Source organism: Pseudomonas asplenii (assembly GCF_900105475.1).
GTDB lineage: Bacteria > Pseudomonadota > Gammaproteobacteria > Pseudomonadales > Pseudomonadaceae > Aquipseudomonas > Aquipseudomonas asplenii.
Genome location: NZ_LT629777.1, coordinates 4,006,877 through 4,027,254, shown reverse-complemented (window position 1 = coordinate 4,027,254; position 20,378 = coordinate 4,006,877). Strand labels below are relative to the sequence as shown.

Here is a 20,378-nt window from a genome sequence, read left to right as displayed (position 1 = left end):
GTGCGATCATGACCCAAGCCATTCATAAATTGCTGGTCGCCAACCGTGGCGAGATCGCCGTGCGGATTATCCGCGCGGCCAAAGAAATGGGTATCCCCACCGTTGCTGCGTGCAGCGAGGCAGACGTCGATTCCCAGGCCGCGCGCATGGCCGATGAGGTGCACATTCTTGGCCCGGCCCGTGCCGACAAAAGTTACCTGAACGTCGAGGCCTTACTCGGCGCCTTAAAAGCCACGGGCGCCAACGCGGTGCATCCCGGTTATGGCTTTCTGTCGGAGAACGCCGAATTCGCCGATGCGGTGGTGGCTGCCGGCGCCATTTTCGTCGGCCCGAGTGCGGAGACGATCCGTCGCATGGGCGATAAAGCCGAGGCAAGACTTACCGCACAAGCCGCTGGCGTGCCGGTGGTACCGGGCTCGCCGGGTGAACTGTTCGACGTTGAGTCGGCGCTCAAGGCTGCTGAATCCGTTGGCTACCCGTTGTTGATCAAAGCTTCGGCCGGTGGTGGCGGGCGCGGTATTCGGCTGGCGGAAAATGCCGAGCAACTGGCTGAAGAGTTTCCCCGCTCCCAACGCGAAGCCCAAGCGGCCTTCGGCAATGGCGCGGTGTACCTGGAGCGGTTTATCAGCAAGGCCCGGCACATCGAAGTGCAGGTATTGGGCGACGGTCAGCACGCGGTGCATTTGTTTGAGCGCGAGTGTTCGCTGCAACGGCGCCGGCAGAAAATTTTTGAAGAAGCGCCGTCGCCAGTCCTCAGCCAACAGCAACGCGAAACCCTCTGTGAAAGCGCCGTGCGCCTGACCGAATCTTTGGGTTACAAGGGCGCCGGAACCCTGGAATATTTGTATGACGACGCCACTGGCGAGTTCTTCTTTATCGAGATGAACACGCGGATTCAGGTGGAGCACCCGGTCAGCGAACTGATCACTGGCATCGACCTGGTCCAGGCCATGTTGCGCATCGCTGGCGGCGAGCCGCTGGGCTTAAGGCAACGTGACATTCGACTCAACGGCGCCGCCCTGCAAATGCGCCTAAACGCTGAAGACCCGGCGCGGGATTTCTTCCCGAGTCCAGGCCTGGTCGAGGCTCTGATCTGGCCGAACAACGAGGGCATTCGCGTCGACACGCATCTGTATCAAGGCTACCGTGTGCCGCCGTACTATGACTCTCTGCTGGCCAAAATGATTATTCACGGTGCGGATCGCGCCGAAGCGCTGGCCCGAGCGCGAATGGCGGTAGCGCACACCACGCTCACCGGCATGGCCAACACCTTGGCGTTGCACGGTGAATTGCTGGAACAACCGTGGCTGCACAGCGCCGACTTTCACACCGGCACCCTGGAAATCTGGCTGGCCGAGCGCCGCAGCGGAGGTGAAGCATGAGTACGCCCATCCGCTACAGCTTTGGCGCCGATGAGCATTTGTTTGCAGAAGTCAGCGACAGCATGTCCCTGGACGCCTTTTTCAAAGGCCTGGCCGTCACCCGCGCAGTGGAACGGCTGGCGCTGGATGGCGTGCTCGATATCTGCCTCGCCAACGCGTCATTCCAGATTCGTTTCGATCCAGATCGCATCGCCCCCTGTACCTTGCTCGAAGCGGTAAAAACTGCCGAGGCCGGAGTCGTTGCCGAGCGTACGTTGCAGACGCGTATTATCGAGATACCAGTGCTCTACAACGATCCCTGGACCCACGAAACCCTGATGCGTTTTCGCGACCGCCATCAAGACCCGAACGCCACAGACCTGGAGTACGCCGCACGGATCAACGGTCTGGCCGATGTCGATGCATTCATCGCAGCCCACAGTGGCGCGCCGTGGTTTGTCTCGATGGTCGGCTTCGTTGCGGGGCTGCCGTTCATGTTCCAGATGGTCGAGCGCGAGCATCAGTTGCAGGTGCCCAAGTACCTGCGCCCGCGCACCGACACACCGAAATTGACCCTTGGTCACGGCGGCTGCTTTGGTTGTATTTACTCGGTGCGCGGCGCCGGCGGTTATCAGATGTTTGGCGTCACCCCCGCGCCGATCTACGACCCGCAACAGAACCTCGCGTACCTGAAAGAACACATGGTGTTTTTCCATCCAGGCGACATCGTGCAGTTCAAGCCGATAGAGCGTGAAGCCTACGACCACGCGGTGGCCGAAGTGGAAGCCGGTTGCTTTGACCTGCGGATTCGGCCGGTGGAGTTTTCGCTGGACGCATTCCTCGCCGATCCCGTTGGTTATCCCAAGTCGTTGCAGGAGGTGTTGGCATGATCAAGGTCATCAAACCCGGCCTGGCCACTTCGGTACAGGACTTGGGCCGCGAAGGGTATTACCACTTGGGCATTCCGCCGTCTGGCGCGCTTGATCAATACGCCTTGAGCGCGGCCAATCAATTGGTCGGGAACCCGGCAGGGTTGGCAGCGCTGGAATGCACGCTGCTCGGGCCTGAGTTGGAGTTTCAACAGGATGCATTGGTGGCGGTCAGCGGCGCGCACATGACGCCACGGGTCGATGGTGTGGAAATGCATCACGACACCGCATTCACGGTGAAGGCCGGGCAAGTGCTGCGTTTTGACTTTCCCAAGGCCGGGGCCCGCGCTTATGTGGCGGTGGCCGGTGGAATTGATGTGCCGGTGGTACTCGGCAGCAGGTCCACCTATGCGCTGGGCACGCTCGGCGGTTTCCGGGGTCGGCGTCTGATCGCGGGCGACGAGTTGCCCGTCGGCATCGCCAGCGGCAAGAGCCGCGCCGGGGCCAGTTTACCCATGGCGCTGCGGCAATCATTGGGTGGCGAAATCACCCTACGGGTGGTGCCCGGTTTGTACTACCACCGCTTGACCGAATCGGCGGCCAAGAGCTTTTTCGCCGAGCCGTGGACCGTCGGTTCGGAAGCCGACCGCATCGGCTATCGCTTCAAGGGTGGCAGCGCGTTGAGCTTTCAGCCCCGGGAGCAACCGTTCGGAGCCGGTTCCGATCCGTCGAACATCGTCGACAGTTGCTACCCGATCGGCTCGATCCAGGTGCCTGCCGGGCTCGAACCCATCGTGCTGCATCGTGATGCGGTGTCCGGTGGCGGCTACGCGATGATAGGCACGGTGATCAGCGCCGACCTCGATTTGATCGGCCAGATGCAACCCAACCAGAAGGCCCGCTTTATCGCGGTAACCCTCGAAGAGGCGCTGGAAGCGCGACGTTCCCATAAGAAAAAACTCAGTTGCCTGAGCAAGCTGTTCCCTTCCTGATTCTGCCCTCCGTTTAGCGCGGGCCATGCCTGACGGTATACCAACGCCGCACTTCGGTGCGGTGATGGCTGCCCGCGCTTCAACCTTTGTCCGGTCTTGGAGTTCACGCATATGGCTGCTTTATCGCAATCGAGTCAAACCGGGCAAGACCCGGCGCATCATCCTGTTCCCACCGAATCGCGCATGGGCCGACTGTCCCTGACCATGGCTTGGTGGGCGGTTTGCAGTGCGATGTTTTACATCGTGGTGGGTGCTTCACTGGCGTTGTCGTTCGGTACGCGCAATGCGCTGATTGGCATGGTTCTGTCGGTGATCAGTTATGGACTGGTCAACAGCGTGCTCAGCCGTTTTGCGATTCGCAGCGGTTTGTCGGTTGCGCTGTTTTCACGGCTGCTGTTCGGCAGCACCGGGGCGTGCCTGGCGACGTTGATTTTCTTCTCGACCGCGATCTATTACGCGGTGTTTGAAGGTTCGGTGATCGCCGTCGCGCTCAATCACCTGTACCCGGAACTGGTCTATCCGCTTGCGGCATTGGCGGTAGTGCTCTACAGCGTACCGATGATCCTGGGCAGCGTGCAGCACTGGCTGGACAAGCTCAACGGCGTGTTGCTGCCGGTGTACCTCGCTGGTTTGCTGGTGGCGGTGGGGCTATCGATTAGCCGTTATGGCTATCAACCGCAATGGCTGGACTTCGGCCCGGCAACACCCAGTGCATTCGGCTGGTGGAATTGTTTTGTCGCCTACATGGGCGTCTGGGTGTTGATGCTGTTCACCTTCGACTATGCGCGTTTTGGCAAACCTGAAGACGCCGAGTACCATGGGCGCTGGAACTTCGGCATTCCGTTCTACGCGGTGACGTTTCTGCTCAACGGCGCCTCGGGCATTTACCTGGTCAGCAGCATTCCACACGAAGGCGCGCTGAACGAAGTCTCGGTGGTGATGGCGATTTTGCAGTTGATGGGCCTGTGGGGATTACTGTTTGTCTGGGCCACGCAAACACGCATCAACACCGCCAACTATTACTTGGCGACCCTGAACATGCAGGCGTTTTTTGGTCGATTTGGCCTTCGTGGTTCGTACCTGATGTGGGCAGTGACAGTGGGGGTGATCGTCTACGGCCTGATGCTCGCGGACGTGTTTGCCTACATCCTGAAGGCGTTGGCCTATCAGGGGATTTTCGTGGTGGCCTGGGTGGGTGTGGCGTTGGCGCAGATTATCTACGGACGCAGTGACGTGGCAGCGCTCAAGCGGGTGGTCGCGTTTAACCCGGTGGGCTTGACGGCCTGGTTTGGTGCTACCGCATTGGGTCTTGCGTTGATGTTTTCCGGCGGTGGCCTGAGCAGCTTTTCCGCGCCATCTACCGTGATAGTTGCATTTGCCTTGCAAGCAGGCTTATCCCATCGAAGCCGGTTACAGTTACCGTTGGCAGAGTAGAGTTTTGAAGTTGCTCATTACGAACTCGCTGCTGGGCTTCCGATGATTGCTCTGGCCGACTGCTGCCCTCCACGAAGGGCAGCTTCCGCCCACTTAGCGCCCAACCAGACAGCTCCCTTTCCCTTTGGTCCTTCAGTGACACAGGCTAGCCAAGCGTGAGTGCCCCCAGAAGCAAGCTGGCGAGACGCGCTTTCGCACACGAGACGCAACAGCGCTCGACAGCAGTAACCGCATGCGCCCTACACCTGTAGCAGAGCAATACATGCCATTGTTTTCCGGGTCTCGTACAGGTCAGCCCCACCGGAAAACATCTGTTGCAGATGGGGCTTTGACAGCCAGTAGTCGATGTATCCATTGTGTGGGGGCGAACTGCTGACCTTGTCGGCACATGCCAAGTAGCTTGGGATCTGAAGGGCTACGATGCGCCATTGCGTATGATCCCCCACAGGTCGCCAAGCTTCCAGTGATGCGACCAATCGACTGCCATTGCGGTAGGTGGAGGGACTACTGCTCTGAATTTTTCCCAATACGGGCCTCGCCTGTATGGGCAGGCCCTCCTACTGAAATCTGGAGGTCTAATGAAACACCGTGCACATGCACATGGTAGTCGTCATGAAAGCACTGCAAGGGATTGCAGGGAGCGTGCTGTTTACTACATTGAGGTTCTTCAAGTAGGACCATCCGTTGTAACTACCCACGCGGGAAACCTCTCCCCGTCGGGCGAAGAGTTCTCCGCATTCTGTTTCACGAAACCGGAGAATCGCGAAGCCCCGCTGTTGCACCTTCGAGCGTTGATCGCTCCTCTTTGACTTCGTCGGCCCCAGGCTGACTTGCTGATCCGAATGCCGGCCTCCTGTGAGGTTCGATGTTCATCGGCTTTCACTTAATGGGTGTGCTGCAGGTTGGCACACCCACCTAACACTCACTGCCCTGCCCCTGATTTTTCGTCGGGACGACATGGCGGATAGCTCACTTCGCTGCTTGGTCGTACCGGCTGCTGATCGATTTCGCAGTTTGCGTTTCGGGTGCTTTTTCGCCTGCGTCGGTATCTGGCTGCGGCTTTAACCTGACATCCATCCATAGGGACTTCCTTGCCCTATGGGGCGAGGTCCGTCCCGCCCCTAGGAGTGCTGCATGCGTATCCGACGCTCAGTGCCGTAGCTTCATTCGATCCACGGACGGTAGAGGTTTACTACACGCGAGCCAGGGTCTATCGGCGAAAGCCCATAGCCTGTGCAGGCGATGATGATCAACGGGTGCTGTCCGGTGTCATTGGGGCATCGGAGATTGCTTGGCAACGCCCCTGTGAAACGACTGCAGAGGTTTGGGCAGTTGAACAGCGGATGGCGGCGCGCTACGAGCAGGCGCACCAGGACTTGAGCCAGGAGGCTTATGAGTCGGCAAGGATTGCTCGGCGGGAAGCCACGGAACTTAAAGGCTTTCTGATTTCACACAGATGGCGAGTGTTTGCCTTGCAGGCGCTCAACAAGACAAGCGTGACCTGCTGCACCGCTTGACGTTTCACGTTCAATCGCCGTAACCGGGATATCACCTCCCGGTCGGGGCAGATGGTTTCTCTCAATCCTGGAGAAATCAGATGCCCCAAATGAAAAAACAATGCGTTGGCCCTGTGATGGATCACGCCATCGGGTTCACATCAGCGGTATGGACCAAGGTGCTGCTGGACCCGACTGACCGCCGGAGATTCATGTTCGGTAACCGGCTGTCTGAGGTGTTCCAGGCAGTGGCCAAGGTACACAACGAGTGCCCCGCGGTGCGGCAGGTTCATTTTGAACTGGACGTGTCTGAGCACAAGGAAGGCTCTGTGGCACTGACGCTGAGGTTTATGGATTCACCTGAAGGAGGGCCGTATCTGCTCCTGTCGCTTCAGGGTGAGCCGGTCGAGGGATGATCGGGTGCAGCCTGTAGCGGTACTTCACTCCAGCCCGACTCCGTCGGGCTTTTTCTGCAGGTGTGAATGAGGGACAGCAGTAAGTCTGAGGATTTGTGATAGGGCTCGCGTCCACTACCTAGTCCATCAATTTCCCGGCGGTAACCAGAACTCAATGACACCTGGCATCGCTGGTAAAAACGCAGAAAGCTTTATCACCTTCGCTGTAGATGAGAAATCCCGAGCAAGGTAACGAGCACAGTTGGCCTCGGTATCCATGTGATAGATGAACGTCGCTTGAGGCCATGGTAGTGGTCCCGCAACCCCTTTGCGTACAGCGCTGGCTACGACGTTTTCGATGCCCATTATGTTTACTTTCGACTCTGCCAGTCTTTTGAGGAAATCACGGGCTGTACTTCGTTCATCTTCAGAATAAATCTGAGTATAAAGCACCACGCGTTGCGTCTCTGGACGCTTGCAATCCTCACTGGAAACTTTGTCAGTCTCAGTCGTTACAGGGAAGCCAGGAACCGAAGTAGACGTGTCGGTATTCTCCTGAGAGATCGCAGTGGGATTTGCCTGTAACTCCGTTTCCTGAGAGGGAGATGCGTTCGGACTAGACTCGACGCTAGATTCACCAGAAAGCTCTGGAACCAGAGGCATATCGCTTTTTGCAATTTCTGTCGCTGGTTCGGGTCCTGACTGCGGTTCTGTTGGCACAGGTGCAGCGATAGCAGCTATAACCGGTTTGGAGGGCTGAACGGAATCGCCAGAAACCGAGTTATCGTTTTGGGATTTCAACGTACTGGAACTAACAACCTGCTTCGTCGGTTTAACGGGTTTACTTGCCGACATGTGCTCAACTTCAGGCTTTCGAGCGACCTGTGCGCTGCTAGGGTGCTGAGATATAGCAACCTGTTCCGGTGATTTGACAGGTTTACTTGCCAACACGCGCTCAACTTCGTTAACCACTGGTGCGAGTCCCGACCAGTATTGTTCCGTAGCACCTTTTTCAGACTTGACTGAAATGGCTGAGCGATAGCCATCGCAGGTTTCATCTGGCAAGCTACCTTTGGGCCCGGGGCATAACTCTTTGATATAGCTGCTGAGATACTGCATGTCTCTGGATAATAGACTCCTATCGCCAACAACAGTTGCCATATCGCTGAGACTGCGAAGCTGACGCGTCAACGTCGCTACCGACACCTTGTCGTGGCCACCAAGGGATTTCTCCACCTCCAGATAAAGTGCGTCGTAACGCGCTCGGCCGGCTAGTTCACTGCTCCGATGCTGATCAAATGCCTGCCAGACAGCTAGCACCAAGCTAGCCGAAATCCCCACACCTAGGGAAGTTTTCAACGTCTGTGTAATGCGCTGGCGACGATTTGGAGTATCGGTGGGTACGACGTTGGAGGCTAAAAGTCCGGTTATCTGACCTTTGGCGACCCAAGACGACAAGGCGTCAAGCAGATCGCTCTGAAGCACACTGGAAAGCGTCAGACCAAGACCGTGGTAACTCTCCCACTGCGCCTCATCAAAGAATTGATCACGGGTGCTCTCCTGAGGAAACTCCGAATGACGGTCAGCATAACCAATCATGTCAAATGACATCTGCACTTGCGTTGTGCTGGACACCCGTGGTTTGACGATCAATAGACAGCCTGTTTTTCCATCACAGTACGTAATGCGTGCCAGCACAAGAAAAGCCTCACCGGGTAGAGGCGTGATGCTTTCCGGCGTACCAAACAGCTTCCAACGTGGATCGCCAGGTGGCAGGAGCGCCACCAGACTGGAGGGGTCGATGAATTCGATCTTGGCGTCGTAATCTATCTTCGCTTTGCGTACCAGGTTCTCAACGTCTTCAAACAGGTACTGAGGGTCAGCACCACAATCAGCAGCGACAATCACATCCAAGCGACGCTTTAGCAACGCATAGATGCCAGTGTTATCGAAGTGTAGTGGTCAACTAATCCCGGACACGATGTTAAGTTTTTTCTCGGACTGAGCCGGTGGCAGCCCGCCGTTCAACTGGTGCGGTCAAACCCAGTTGTATCTGTGCATCAAGAAATGGCTGATATCCCGCAGAGCTTCTTGAGCCGTCATGTAGCCCACGGTCGATATCCGGCTTTCCCGACAATGCCCAGCCCACAACACGACGGGCAAAAAGATCCAGCACAACCGCGAGGTACTGCCATTTTCCTTGAGCCCAGATGTAAGTGATATCGCCACACCAGACCTGCTCAGGAGCAGGCACATCAAACTCCCGGTTCAAAATATTAGGGATGTCGGGCCGCTCGACCGTCGTTTTTTTGTGAGCATGCGATCCCTGTTCGGCATTTTTTGGTCATCTGACACCTCGATCTGACGAACATTCTCGCCTAAAAAGGTGTCCGGGATTGGTAGACCACTACACCTGCGCCTTGCAGTGCAAGGCATTAGCCATCCCACTTGGTTAATCAGCACTTTCTTTAAAACACTCTATCGGCACGGGATGCCTCATTTCGAGAATAACTACGCTACCCGCGGGGCTCCGATCATGTCGGCATACGTCCTAAGGGATTTTTCCGATAGGGGACATCTCAATTGGGCACATATCGCGAAGATTCGCGCCCGTTGGAAAGGCCCCCTGATCATCAAGGGCATCTTGAATCCAAAGGACGCTACCCAAGCTGCCAACTTCGGTGTCGATGGAATCATCGTATCGAATCATGGCGGGCGGCAGCTCGACAGCAGTGTTGCCCCATTGGTGATCCTCCCAAGGATTATCGAGGCAGCGCCTGACATGGTTACGATGCTCGATAGCGGCATACGACGCGGCACGGACGCGATAAAAGCGATGGCCTTGGGTGCCAAGGCCGTATTTGTCGGTAGACCGTTTAATTACGCTGCAACCATGGCAGGAGAGGCCGGCGTGTCCCATGCAATCAAGCTGATCAAGGATGAGCTAACGCGAGACCTGGGACTGCTAGGGGTCCCGCAGCTATCAGACCTCGACGCGACTGCGCTTGTTGAGCTAACTCATCCAGCAACGCTATAGCTCTCCCGTGCGCATCGTTACGTTCCCCCGCCAGTTTGCAAACACATCCTCAAGCCGACTCGTTCTGCTGGGATGCAGCGGAGCGAGCGCCTGAATGTTGCGATTCAGCTTTTTTCTCTTCCCCCCCCGGTGTCAGGATAGTTGTCGCCTCTCCGAATTTTCCTGAAAACGCAGATCGGGGGCGGAAAGAGACTGTTCGTGCCGTACTATTCACCGGAACGCAAAGCCGCATTGCTCAAAATGCTGCTTCCCCCACTGAGCCTGTCGATGGCCGAGGTTGCTCGGCGCGAAGGGGTCAGCGACATGTCATTGGCCAACTGGCGCAGAAAGGCCCGCTCTGAAGGAAACGCAGTGTCCGAGAACATCCCATCGGCCCAGAACTGGACAGCCGAAGCCCAGTTTGCCGTCGTCCTTGAAACCGCCGGCTTGTCCGAAATTGAACTGGCTGAATACTGCCGTCGCAAAGGCCTGTACCCCGAGCAAATCAAGGCTTGGCGGCAAGCCTGCATCAACGGCCAGAAGGCAGACAAAGCCCAGCAAAAAGACGATCGCGAGCAAGCCCGCAAGGACAAGAAACGCATCCAGGAACTGGAGCGCGAGCTGCGCCGCAAAGACAAGGCGCTGGCTGAAACCGCCGCGTTGCTGGTGCTGCGAAAAAAGCTCAACGACTACTGGGGGATCGACAACGAGGACAACTGACCGCCTTGCCGGAACGGCAATTACTGGTGACCTGGTTGAGTGAAGCCCGGATGGCCGGCGCCCGGAAAATCAAGGCCTGCCAGGAAGTCGGTCTCTCGCTCAGAACCGTGCAGCGCTGGACTGAAACTGATGCGGTTCAGGCAGACGCCCGAACGACCACGGTACGATCCAGGCCGCGCAATGCGCTGAGCGAGGTCGAACGACAAGCGATCCTAAACGTGTGTAACAGCCCGGGCTACGGCCATTTGCCGCCGAGCCAGATCGTACCGAGGTTGGCTGATCAGCAGCTCTATCTGGCGTCGGAGTCGACGTTTTACCGGGTGCTGCGTGCGGCAGGCCAACAGCAGCATCGTGGTCGTAGCCAGCGCCCCAGGCGGCACGTGGCACCGACGACGTATGCCGCCAAAGGGCCGAACCAGGTGTGGTCGTGGGACATCACCTACCTGCCGTCTCCGGTGCGCGGAAAGTATTACTACCTGTACCTGATCGAGGATATTTACAGCCGCAAGGCCGTGGGCTGGGAGGTTTACGAAGAAGAAAGCGGTGAGAAGGCGGCTGCGCTACTGCAACGTAGCGTGATCGGCGAGCAGTGTTTGCACGAGCCACTGGTGCTGCACTCGGACAATGGAGCACCGATGAAATCGCTGACGCTGTTGAGCAAAATGCATGAGCTGGGCATCACGCCGTCACGTGGCCGACCGCGAGTGAGCAATGACAACCCGTACTCGGAATCACTGTTTCGGACGTTGAAATACTACCCGCAATGGCCGGCAGATGGCTTTGCCAGCCTGGACGCCGCACGCGCCTGGGTCAGGGACTTTATGCGTTGGTATAACCACGAGCACCGGCACAGCCGAATCCGCTTTGTGACCCCGGCCGAACGGCACCGTGGTCAGGATCATCAGATCCTGGCTCGGCGTCATGAGCTGTACGAGCAAGCCCGGGAGAGAAGCCCAGAACGCTGGTCTGGACAGACGCGAAACTGGGAGCCGATGGGTACGGTGCTGTTGAACCCTGATCGGGAGCAGCCAGTCGAGAAAAGAGCAGCATAGTTAGACGGTGACGCGACAACTACCTTGAAAAACGCCGTCCCACTTGGCAATCACCAGCGGTGCCAGTGCGTTGCCCAGGACGTTCAACGCAGTAGTAGGCATGTCCATCAGGCGGTACACACCCGCAATAAATGCAATTCCCTCCAGCGGTAATCCCGCGCTCGCCAACGTGGCGGACAGAATGACAAACATGAACCCAGGGACGCCAGCTGCCCCTTTCGAGGTCAAAACCATCGTAACGACCAGCAAGGCCTGGGTGGAGAGGCTCAGGTCAATGCCATAAAGCTGCGCAACGAACAACGTACCGATACCCAAGAACAACGACGCCCCGTCCAGATTGAAAGAATATCCAATCGGCACAACGAAACTGACCAACGACCGCGGTGCGCCAAAGGTTTCCAACTTGGCCATGAGCTGCGGCATGACCGCTGCCGAGCTGGCGCTGGAAAACGCCAGGATCAGTTCATCTTTGAGATGCTTGATCAGACCGATGAAATCAATGCCTGCAAATTTGGCGATCGAACCCAATACGGCGAAAGCGAAGAAAATGATGGCTGCGTAGCTGACGAGAATCAGCTTGACCAGCGGAAGGAGTGATCCGAACCCGAAGTTCGCGACGGTCACTGCGATCATGCCGAAAACGCCTATGGGTGAATACGCCATGATCATCGACGTTATCTTGAACATCGCCTCGGAAACGCCGCGCAGGCTGTCGATCAGTGGCTGCTTGCGCTCCTTGGGCAGCTTCGATACGCCAAGCCCGAACATAACGGCAAAGAACAGCACTGGTAGCAAATTGCCCTTTGCCATGGCATCGACGATGTTATCAGGGATGATATTCAGGATTATCTGCGCGATACCGTGATTGGCTGTACTGGTCGCCGCAATATTGATATCCGCAGCCTTCAGGCTGGCCAGGTCTGTGCCTGTACCTGGCTGCAGCAGATTGCCAATGACCAACCCCACGATAATGGCGGTGGTGGTGACCGCAAAAAAATAGCCCAGGGTTTTTGCACCCACGCGACCTAAGGATTTGCCATCACCGCTACCCGCAATGCCAACAACCATGCAGGCAAAGACGATCGGGACGACGATCATTTTCATCAAACGAATAAAAATGTCGCCGGCAGGTTGAAGAACATTACTGATCATCCATGGGCGCAATTCTGGGAATTGATGAAGGATCGCGCCAACTACAATACCAGCGGCCAGCCCCAACATTATTTGAATAACTAGGGGTATGCGTGGCTTATTCATGGCTATTCGCCTTTTATTTTAATAAATGATCTTTCATGCGCGCCTGGAGAGGCGCGCGTGGAGGGGTTAGCTTCAGGACAATTTTTCGCAGGCCATTTGGAACCGTTTACAGCCCTCTTCAATGACGTCCATCGAACTCGCGAAGCTCAGTCGAACATAGGGCGAAAGCCCATATGCCGCTCCGGCCACGGTGGCCACGCCCCCTTCTTCCAACAGAAATTTGACCAGTTCGGTGTCCGATTGGATGCTTACTCCCGCTGGGGTTTTCTTACCTATAAGTCCAGCGACATTGGCATAGATGTAGAAAGCACCGTCGGGCAAAGTGAAAGTCACGCCTCCAACGGGACGCAGCAGCTCAGCCATACGCTCCCTGCGTGCCGTGTAGATTTCGCGCATGGACTGGATAGGCGCTTGATCACCGGCAAAGGCTGCGACTGCCGCGGCCTGGCTGATCGAGCTAGGACACGTGGTCGTTTGGGACAACAGTTTGCCGATCGCAGCGATCAGGAATTTAGGGCCGGCCCCAAAGCCCAGACGCCAGCCCGTCATCGCGTAGCCTTTCGAGGCGCCATTGAGTATCAGAGTCCGCTCTTTTAGATCGGGCGCCACCTTGACGAGTGACAGATGGGCGGATTCGCCGTAAACGAAATGCTCGTAGATTTCGTCGGACATGATCAGCACGTGCGGGTGCTTTCTCAATACCTTGGCTAGGCCTTCCAGCTCTGCCTCGCTGTAGACTGCGCCACTGGGATTGTTCGGAGTATTGAGGATCACCCACTTCGTTTTCGGAGTAATTGCTGCGTCAAGCTCCGCGGGTTGGAGCTTGAATCCATTCGACTCGCAGCCAGGAATAATGACCGGAGTGGCATCGTTCAGTTTGGCGATATCCGGGTAGGACACCCAGTACGGCGTGTGAACGATCACCTCATCATAACGATTCAGCGTCGCCGCCAGGGCGTGATAAATAATGTGCTTGCCGCCACAGCCCGCAACGACTTCGTCCAGGCCATACGAGACACCGTTGTCACGCTGCAATTTCAAGATAATGGCTTCGCGTAAAGCGAGTGTGCCTGTGGTGCTCGTGTAATGGGTTTCCCCATGCTCCATCGCATATTGTGCGGCTTTCAGGATGTGCCCCGGGGTATCCAGATCGGGTTCGCCAATGGTGAAGTTGACGATGTCCTTGCCTTCAGCCCTGAGCTTGCCTACTAAAGCGTTAGCTTCGACGCTGGGGGACGGCGCGATGCCCAATACGCGTTCGGATAGAAACTGCTGACTCATCGACCTGTCCCCTTATCCAGCCAAGCCATTGTTTTTCAGCACTTTATCAAGCCATGCCTGATAAACCTCACCACTGGCGATTTCGGCTTTCACTTCTTCTTCATGGGCCTCGTGCTGCTTCGCCTTGCGCAACACTTCAGGTGCGTCTGCCTGGGAAAAGGCAACGAAGCCATCCTCGTCTCCCACAATGATGTCACCTGGGTTTACGATCATGCCGCCGATGGAAACAGGCACGTTAATCTCACCAGGACCGCTCTTGTACGGACCGCAATGCACGACGCTGCGGGCGTATAGCGGCGTGTTTTCGAAAGCGGCTACATCACGGATCGCCCCGTCTACGATAAAGCCTACGCAGCCCCGTTGTTCTGCGTAGAGCTTGATCAGTTCACCGATGACTGCGTTGGTCTCGTCGCCTTGCGCGTCGATAACCAACACGTGGCCAGGCTCGATCATCGTGAGCGCCTTATAAATGTAAAGGTTGTCGCCCGGTCGGGTTTTAACTGTCAGCGCGGTTCCCACCAGCTTGCCCGTCCGGTTGTATCGATTGAGCCCGCGGGCACCAATGTGACGACCCAGGTTGTCACTGATATGAGGCGTTACAACGCTGCGAAAGGATTCGATCGTTTCCGAAGAAGCGAGCGCAGGAGAAGGAAGAATACGAGTACCTGGCAATGACATGAGAAACCTCCGGATAAGGTGGGAGCCCTGGGGGCTGCCCATTAATCTTATGGAAGGCAAACAGATACTTTTAGCGATATTTAGCGATCAAAAAAGATCGCCTAGAGTGATGAAACGTTGCATCAGTTTAGAGAGAAAGCCTCGTTCCTTCTTATATGGCGAGTCGAAGGACAGGCAGCGCACGCGCGGCTATCAACCCACGGCTGAGTGGCGCCCCTGCAGAAGCATTGTCCCGAAATCACAGGTTTGCGCGGCCAGTCGCGCCACCTCCACGCTTAGCCCCAGTAATCGGTCAGCACGGTGCAACGCTGCGTAACGCACTTGTGGCAGCCCTGGCCGCGTCTCGATCACCCTGAGCAGGCCTTGCTCCAATAGCGGGGCCAAGCATTCCTTGGGGAGATAGCTGATACCGAGCCCTGACAGCGTGAGCCCCACCTGGGCGACCAGATAGTTACTGGTGATAGCGCGATTAAAGCGCACATTATGCTGTGCAAACCATCGATCATAGATCAGCCCCGTTCCTGAACTCCCTCCCTGCGTCAGCACAGTAAATGAAGCCAACTCCTGTAGATCGACTGGGCAGGGACGATCGAAGAGGTGCGGAGCACTCATCCAAGCATTTTCTACCGTTTTGAGCGGTGTCGAGACAAATCTCGCATCGCTGAAAACGTCCGGGATGATGATGAGGTCGAGTTGATCTGCCTCCAACTTCTTGAACAGTTCCGAGCTAAGTTCGACAGATGGCTCCAGGGCGACCATGGGATACGCATCTCGAATACTCTCGATCAGCGCCGGCAGCCAGGTCAGCGCCGTCAGTTCCGTTACGCCAAGCCTGAAACGTCTGACCAGAACCTGTTTGGAGCTGATTCGCTCCAAAAGATAGTCGCGTTGACGGAGCATTTCGGCCGCGTACTCGAAAAGCTCCGTCCCCTTTTCGGTCAGTCGCGCACTGCGTTTCGTTCGGTCAAAAATGGGAGTATCAAAGGCCTCCTCCATCTCCTGTATTCGTTTGGAAATTGCCGACTGAGACATGTTCAGCTTCGTCGACGCAGATTCGAAGCTACCTAACTCGACAATCCAGTAAATGGCCTCGAGCTGCTTGAACGTGATCACTGAAAAACCTCATGAATAAAAGTAAAGATACGAGCATCGAAACTATCTCTAAAGTTCCGATCCCGCAATGCCGAGCCCTTCTGAATGAGCAAAACGCTTGCTCGCCACGAACAGCACCACAATCCAATGGCAACAGCGCAGCCGCACCAAAACATGAAAAAAAGTGAATTTGAGCGATCACTAAATATCGCTTAAATGACTCACGACCCCATCGTACTATCCACAAAACAACAAACACTGGGAGGGCAAAGATGCACCACCAGCATCGAACACCGCTCGTTGAGACCCGCGCTGCTGCGACCAACTCAACACATCAAAACCTGAATCCTCTGCCGCAACCGGGCGATCGCTAAGCAAAGCCCAACCACTCATTGACGAGTAAGCGCATGAAGCATTCCGAGCTCAGTATTGCCAGCAGACTGGATCGACTCCCGGTCGGGCGTTTTCACTACCGGCTGATTTTCATGATCGGCGCGGGCTTGTTTCTCGACTCCTTTGAACTCGCCTTGGCGGGCAGCGTGCTGGGAGCACTTCTAGCTGAACAGTGGAGCACCACGCAGCTGAATGCTTGGTTTATCTCAGCGACCTTCATGGGATTTATTATTGGTGCTTGGACCTCCGGCATCCTTGGTGATCGGATTGGCCGGCGCTATTGCTACCAGATCAATTTGGCGATTTTCGGCCTTGCATCCTTAGCCGCCGCGTTCTCTCCAAACATGTACGTCTTGATCGGCTTGCGTTTTCTGATGGGTATAGGCTTGGGGGGCGAACTGGTTCTGGGGTTTGCCACATTGAGCGAGTTCGTTCCGCCTGCGAAGCGCGGCCGACTCGTTGCATTCTTGTCTTTTATTGCCCAGTCCGCCTTGTTCGTCGCTGGTGCCTGTGCGCTGTGGGTCATACCAAACCTGGGTTGGCGGTGGATGTTCGGCATAGCGGGCGTCGCAGCGCTGATCATCTGGGGACTGCGAAAGTCCATGCCGGAATCTCCACGCTGGCTCGCATCCAAAGGCAGATTTGACGAAGCGGATGCAATTGTCTCCTCGGTGGAAAAATCGATGAACGTTGCCCCTCTCGCTCCTTCACATCCCACCGGGCCGGCTGCGGCCATCGAGACTGCAGCCATCGGGGATCTCTTCCAAAGAGGTCAACGCTCCAAGATGGTGGTGGGCATATCCATCATGATCACTATCCAAATTTGCCTGTACGGTCTCGTCAGTTGGTTGCCTTCGTTCTTTGTTCAGCAGGGGCTTGGCATCGTGAAGTCGCTGCAGTGGAACACAATCATGAGTTTTGGCGGGCCCGTAGGAGGCTTAATCGCTCTACTTTTGGTGGACCGGGTGGGTAGAAAACCCATCCTCGTCTGCGCGGCCATTTGCGCGGCTGTTTTAGCTGCCGTCTACGTATCTTTGACGGATGAAGCCACTCTGATCGGCGTAGGTTTCCTTCTCATATCGTCGATTTATACCGTCGTTGTCGTAGGGCAAGCCATCTACTTGTCCGAACTTTTCCCAACCCGGCTTCGGATGCGAGGAACCGGCACGTGCAGTGCCGTCGCAAGGCTAGTGGCGACAATGATCCCCTTTGCGATCCCCGCGATATTCGCGGCGGGAGGCATTAGGCTGGTGATTGGAATAGTGGGCGCGGTGCTTTTGGCTTTCGCTTTAATCATCGCGTTTGTCGGGAAAGAAACCCGCAAACAACCGCTGGAACATATCAGTTCATGAGCAAGCCGCTTGGCAAGCCTCGGCTAGCGCCGTGGGTTGCATCTCGGTCATGAAATCAACTACCGCGTCTCTCTAAAGCAAGTCGCCAGACCGCATCGCCGATGAGGCGATCAGGTGATTGCTCAGCTCAGATCTGGCGCTCAACGCGAGGCACGATGAACGCTCCAAAATATCACCGCATGGGCACGCGAGGGATTCTGATCGAGTCCCAACAAGGTCAGGCTTCTATCGGGATGCAGAGGATCTACTGGTCTTTAGACACAGCCTGCCGCTGCCTCCCAGGCTTGGTCGAAACAGTGCCAGGTATGAACAACCTGCTGCTGATCCTTGACTCCGTAGGCGCAAGGGAAAACGCCTTTCCACTGCTATCAGAGCTTTGGGACCAATGTGCAGAGCAAAGCCAGGCACGAATCACCTCTACCGTTACTATCGGTGTCCATTATGGCGGTGACGGCGGAGCTGATCTCGCTCAAGCAGCACATTATGCGGGCCTGCCGATCGACGCATTCGTTAAGCGCCACGCAATGGCCGAGTACACCGTCTTTTGCCTGGGGGCTCATCCAGGTTTTGCTTATCTGGGCGGGTTAGATCCGCAACTGCATATACCCCGTCGCGCGGAGCCAAGAGCCAGTGTCAGCAAGGGCACTGTGGCCATAGGTGGCAGCCAGGCCGGGGTCACTGCGGCCACCTTGCCTAGCGGTTGGAATTTGATAGGCACGACCGATACGGTGTTCTTCGATCACCGTATCACGCCTCCGGCGCTGCTTGCTCCGGGCGATACGGTGAGGTTTGAAATCCTGGGTGTCACAGCATGATCGAAATTTTGAAGTGCATGCCTGGGTGTAGCGTGCAAGATCTAGGACGATTTGGTCATCGGAAACTGGGGGTGGGTTCTTCAGGTGCGCTTGACGCCCTCGCCTTGCAGGTGGGAAACGCACTGTTGGGAAATGAGGCCAACAGACCAGCCATTGAGGTACTGATATTCCCTATCGAGATACGTTTTCTGACGACTCAGGCATTTGCCGTGACGGGCACAACTGGCAAGGCCCTGCTGGATGGCAAAGAACTTCCCCCCTGGTGGAGAACCACTGGTCATACGGGACAAATACTGCGAATTGAATCTGGTCCCGACGGTGGTATCGGATACCTCACTTTCGCTGGCCGGCTCGATGTTGAGACAGTATTGGAATCCGCCAGCACTGATCTGAAAGGCGGATTCGGCGGGCATCACGGCCGGACACTTAGAGCCGGTGACCGGCTCGCCATACGAAGCGACCGATCATCTGAGACACACTACAGTTTTGGCGCCTCACCACCAGGTATACCTGACAGTAACGTCATCAGGTTTGTACCGGGATTTGAAATGGACCAATTGTCCCAGGCGCATGTGCGTTCCTTCTGCGAGGCAGACTGGACCATATCCAGGCAAAGCAGCAGGATAGGTTTCCGACTGGAAGGACCGATGATTCAGTTTGCCAGTCATATTGAGCTGCTTTCCTATGGTGTCCTGCCGGGTTTGATCCAGTTACCACCGAGTGGACAACCCATCGTACTGCTTGCTGATGCACAGACTACTGGCGGATATCCACGGTTAGGTTCGGTGATTTCAAGCGACCTGAGGCTTATCGCGCAATTCGCGCCGGGCAAGATCATACAATTTCGACATTGCTCGATTGAAGAGGCTGCCGAAGCGGAAGCAGATGAACAAGACTACTTCGACAGGCTTTCAACGCTTCGAGGGGTCATGTGTCCATGAGTTTTACGGAAATCAGCGAACTTTGCCGTGCGTTTGCCGCCAGCCACTTTGAGGAACTCGAACTGGATAGCGCGACGCTCAGCGTTCGGCTCGTCAAAAAGGCAATTTCCCCTCGGCAGACGTTGCCGGTAACCGCAACCACACAATCAGCGCGACTGCTGCTCCCGGCAGCGGCGCCCTCCCCTGTGATTGAGAGTCCAGGAATCGGGAGCTTTCTACCTTTTCATCCGGCGAGGCGCTATGACGTATACGGTCAAGAACGCACTATTACGGCCGGGGAAACGGTAGGTTTCATCCAAATTGGATTCCTGCTTTTTCCCGTCATCAGCCATTCCGATGGGGTGATTCAAGAGGTACTGGTGAAACCAGGCACGACCGTTGATTACGGCGCAGCCTTATTCAAACTGCGTTGCCAAGGAGCGATTGAATGAAGTTCATCGATTTGAATTCCGACATGGGGGAAAGCTATGGCCCGTACACCATGGGAAACGATGCCGCGCTTTTGGAAATCGTGACATCCGCCAATGTGGCATGCGGTTTTCACGCAGGTGACCCTCTCGTAATGAGAGACACCGTCACCAAGGCCTTAAAGGAAAACGTCGGCATCGGCGCGCATCCAGGCTTTATGGATTTATGGGGCTTTGGTCGCCGCCAGATACCTGGGCAATCGCCCGCAGACATCGAGCAGATCGTCGCCTATCAAATAGGTGCTCTGCAGGCTGTCACCAAGCTTCATGGCGGCCGGGTGACACACTTCAAAGCGCATGGAGCGCTTGGAAACATGGCGGCGGTGGACGAAGGACTTTCCCAAGCGATCGTCAACGCCGTAAAAGCAGTGGATCCTGACATGATCTTCGTCATCCCGCCCTATAGCCTCACGGAGCGTGTGGCCGAACGAGCAGGCCTGAGGGTGGCGCGGGAAATCTTTGCGGATCGTGCTTATGACGAAAGTGGGTACCTTCTGTCTCGCAAGCTGCCTGGCGCAGTAATACATGATCCGGAGATCGCGGCGCGGCGGGTACTGGACATGATCGAGACGAATCATATCACCACGGTAACCGGGACCCGTCTGCCGGTAAAAATCGATAGCATTTGTGTGCACGGCGACTCATCAGAGGCCTTAGAGATGGCCGCTGCGGTCAAGCATTGCCTGCAGGCGAATGGTTGGACACTCCAATCGCTCACCGAACGAAAAGGCCTGTAGCACAACTAGCACAGTCAAGGAGCGCTTTGC

At 56.3% G+C, this 20,378-nt stretch carries 17 protein-coding genes and 1 pseudogene; 12 read left to right on the top strand and 6 right to left on the bottom strand.

Going from position 1 to position 20,378, the window contains the following annotated elements:
* Positions 1 to 8 precede the first annotated feature (8 nt).
* From BLU37_RS18555 to BLU37_RS18530, 5 genes are all read left to right on the top strand, one after another.
* On the top strand, positions 9 to 1,382 hold the full coding sequence (locus BLU37_RS18555) for an acetyl-CoA carboxylase biotin carboxylase subunit (RefSeq protein ID WP_090207390.1): 1,374 nt from the start codon (positions 9 to 11) through the stop codon (positions 1,380 to 1,382).
* On the top strand, positions 1,379 to 2,251 hold the full coding sequence (locus tag BLU37_RS18550; protein ID WP_090207386.1) for a 5-oxoprolinase subunit B family protein: 873 nt from the start codon (positions 1,379 to 1,381) through the stop codon (positions 2,249 to 2,251). Before BLU37_RS18555 ends, BLU37_RS18550 begins: the two co-directional genes overlap by 4 nt.
* Entirely contained in the window at positions 2,248 to 3,222 is a 975-nt protein-coding gene (locus BLU37_RS18545) for a 5-oxoprolinase subunit C family protein (protein WP_090207383.1), read from the top strand. Before BLU37_RS18550 ends, BLU37_RS18545 begins: the two co-directional genes overlap by 4 nt.
* 183 nt (positions 3,223 to 3,405) lie before the next feature.
* Complete coding sequence (locus BLU37_RS18540) at positions 3,406 to 4,656, top strand: hypothetical protein (RefSeq protein WP_019361153.1); 1,251 nt, start codon at positions 3,406 to 3,408, stop codon at positions 4,654 to 4,656.
* 1,597 nt (positions 4,657 to 6,253) lie between these two features.
* Positions 6,254 to 6,568 (top strand): hypothetical protein, encoded by a 315-nt coding sequence (locus BLU37_RS18530; protein WP_090207381.1) that lies wholly within the window; start codon positions 6,254 to 6,256, stop codon positions 6,566 to 6,568.
* Positions 6,569 to 6,694: 126 nt separating this feature from the next.
* Here the strand turns inward: BLU37_RS18530 and BLU37_RS18525 are convergent, their stop codons facing one another.
* Entirely contained in the window at positions 6,695 to 8,461 is a 1,767-nt protein-coding gene (locus tag BLU37_RS18525) for a hypothetical protein (protein WP_157696388.1), read from the bottom strand.
* Between the two features lie 48 nt (positions 8,462 to 8,509).
* Positions 8,510 to 8,879: pseudogene (locus BLU37_RS18520) on the bottom strand (DDE-type integrase/transposase/recombinase); the annotation flags it as partial.
* A 54-nt stretch (positions 8,880 to 8,933) separates the two neighbouring features.
* Here BLU37_RS18520 and BLU37_RS18515 point away from each other — a divergent pair.
* Entirely contained in the window at positions 8,934 to 9,584 is a 651-nt protein-coding gene (locus BLU37_RS18515) for an alpha-hydroxy acid oxidase (RefSeq protein ID WP_090207376.1), read from the top strand.
* Positions 9,585 to 9,782: 198 nt separating this feature from the next.
* Positions 9,783 to 11,335, top strand: a protein-coding gene (locus BLU37_RS18510; protein WP_090207373.1) for an IS3 family transposase whose coding sequence is annotated in 2 segments (ribosomal slippage) — positions 9,783 to 10,245 and positions 10,245 to 11,335 — 1,554 coding nt in all. Because the reading frame shifts where the segments join, the coding sequence is not laid out codon by codon here.
* On the opposite strand, the gene BLU37_RS18505 is transcribed toward BLU37_RS18510, so the two are convergent.
* From BLU37_RS18505 to BLU37_RS18490, 4 genes are all read right to left on the bottom strand, one after another.
* A complete protein-coding gene (locus tag BLU37_RS18505) occupies positions 11,336 to 12,592 on the bottom strand; it encodes a cation:dicarboxylate symporter family transporter (protein WP_090207370.1) in 1,257 nt (418 codons plus the stop codon).
* A 72-nt stretch (positions 12,593 to 12,664) separates the two neighbouring features.
* Positions 12,665 to 13,873, bottom strand: a complete 1,209-nt coding sequence (locus tag BLU37_RS18500; RefSeq protein ID WP_090207366.1) for an aminotransferase class I/II-fold pyridoxal phosphate-dependent enzyme — start codon at positions 13,871 to 13,873, stop codon at positions 12,665 to 12,667.
* A 12-nt stretch (positions 13,874 to 13,885) separates the two neighbouring features.
* The gene (locus tag BLU37_RS18495) at positions 13,886 to 14,551 is read right to left on the bottom strand and encodes an RraA family protein (RefSeq protein WP_090207363.1); all 666 of its coding nucleotides are present in this window, start codon (positions 14,549 to 14,551) and stop codon (positions 13,886 to 13,888) included.
* Positions 14,552 to 14,743: 192 nt separating this feature from the next.
* On the bottom strand, positions 14,744 to 15,664 hold the full coding sequence (locus tag BLU37_RS18490) for a LysR family transcriptional regulator (RefSeq protein ID WP_090207360.1): 921 nt from the start codon (positions 15,662 to 15,664) through the stop codon (positions 14,744 to 14,746).
* A gap of 386 nt (positions 15,665 to 16,050) precedes the next feature.
* Here BLU37_RS18490 and BLU37_RS18485 point away from each other — a divergent pair, with 386 nt between their 5' ends.
* The 5 genes from BLU37_RS18485 to BLU37_RS18465 all read left to right on the top strand — a co-directional run bounded on the left by BLU37_RS18485 (position 16,051) and on the right by BLU37_RS18465 (position 20,348).
* A complete protein-coding gene (locus BLU37_RS18485; RefSeq protein WP_090207358.1) occupies positions 16,051 to 17,388 on the top strand; it encodes an MFS transporter in 1,338 nt (445 codons plus the stop codon).
* 101 nt (positions 17,389 to 17,489) lie between these two features.
* On the top strand, positions 17,490 to 18,203 hold the full coding sequence (pxpB, locus tag BLU37_RS18480; RefSeq protein ID WP_090207355.1) for a 5-oxoprolinase subunit PxpB: 714 nt from the start codon (positions 17,490 to 17,492) through the stop codon (positions 18,201 to 18,203).
* Positions 18,200 to 19,144: a 5-oxoprolinase subunit C family protein gene (locus BLU37_RS18475; protein ID WP_090207352.1), complete on the top strand. Its 945-nt coding sequence runs from the start codon at positions 18,200 to 18,202 to the stop codon at positions 19,142 to 19,144. Before pxpB ends, BLU37_RS18475 begins: the two co-directional genes overlap by 4 nt.
* A complete protein-coding gene (locus BLU37_RS18470) occupies positions 19,141 to 19,575 on the top strand; it encodes an acetyl-CoA carboxylase biotin carboxyl carrier protein (protein WP_090207350.1) in 435 nt (144 codons plus the stop codon). The genes BLU37_RS18475 and BLU37_RS18470 overlap by 4 nt, the downstream gene beginning before the upstream one ends.
* Positions 19,572 to 20,348: a LamB/YcsF family protein gene (locus tag BLU37_RS18465; protein WP_090207347.1), complete on the top strand. Its 777-nt coding sequence runs from the start codon at positions 19,572 to 19,574 to the stop codon at positions 20,346 to 20,348. Before BLU37_RS18470 ends, BLU37_RS18465 begins: the two co-directional genes overlap by 4 nt.
* Positions 20,349 to 20,378: the final 30 nt, after the last annotated feature.

Excerpts from the sequence above, each read along its gene's own strand:
- BLU37_RS18555 (WP_090207390.1), top strand. The coding sequence starts at position 9 with ATGACCCAAGCCATTCATAAATTGCTGGTCGCCAACCGTGGCGAGATC.
- BLU37_RS18550 (WP_090207386.1), top strand. The coding sequence starts at position 1,379 with ATGAGTACGCCCATCCGCTACAGCTTTGGCGCCGATGAGCATTTGTTT.
- BLU37_RS18545 (WP_090207383.1), top strand. The coding sequence starts at position 2,248 with ATGATCAAGGTCATCAAACCCGGCCTGGCCACTTCGGTACAGGACTTG.
- BLU37_RS18540 (WP_019361153.1), top strand. The coding sequence starts at position 3,406 with ATGGGCCGACTGTCCCTGACCATGGCTTGGTGGGCGGTTTGCAGTGCG.
- BLU37_RS18530 (WP_090207381.1), top strand. The coding sequence starts at position 6,254 with ATGCCCCAAATGAAAAAACAATGCGTTGGCCCTGTGATGGATCACGCC.
- BLU37_RS18505 (WP_090207370.1), bottom strand. The coding sequence starts at position 12,592 with ATGAATAAGCCACGCATACCCCTAGTTATTCAAATAATGTTGGGGCTG.
- BLU37_RS18500 (WP_090207366.1), bottom strand. The coding sequence starts at position 13,873 with ATGAGTCAGCAGTTTCTATCCGAACGCGTATTGGGCATCGCGCCGTCC.
- BLU37_RS18495 (WP_090207363.1), bottom strand. The coding sequence starts at position 14,551 with ATGTCATTGCCAGGTACTCGTATTCTTCCTTCTCCTGCGCTCGCTTCT.
- BLU37_RS18485 (WP_090207358.1), top strand. The coding sequence starts at position 16,051 with ATGAAGCATTCCGAGCTCAGTATTGCCAGCAGACTGGATCGACTCCCG.
- pxpB (WP_090207355.1), top strand. The coding sequence starts at position 17,490 with ATGAGGCGATCAGGTGATTGCTCAGCTCAGATCTGGCGCTCAACGCGA.
- BLU37_RS18475 (WP_090207352.1), top strand. The coding sequence starts at position 18,200 with ATGATCGAAATTTTGAAGTGCATGCCTGGGTGTAGCGTGCAAGATCTA.
- BLU37_RS18470 (WP_090207350.1), top strand. The coding sequence starts at position 19,141 with ATGAGTTTTACGGAAATCAGCGAACTTTGCCGTGCGTTTGCCGCCAGC.
- BLU37_RS18465 (WP_090207347.1), top strand. The coding sequence starts at position 19,572 with ATGAAGTTCATCGATTTGAATTCCGACATGGGGGAAAGCTATGGCCCG.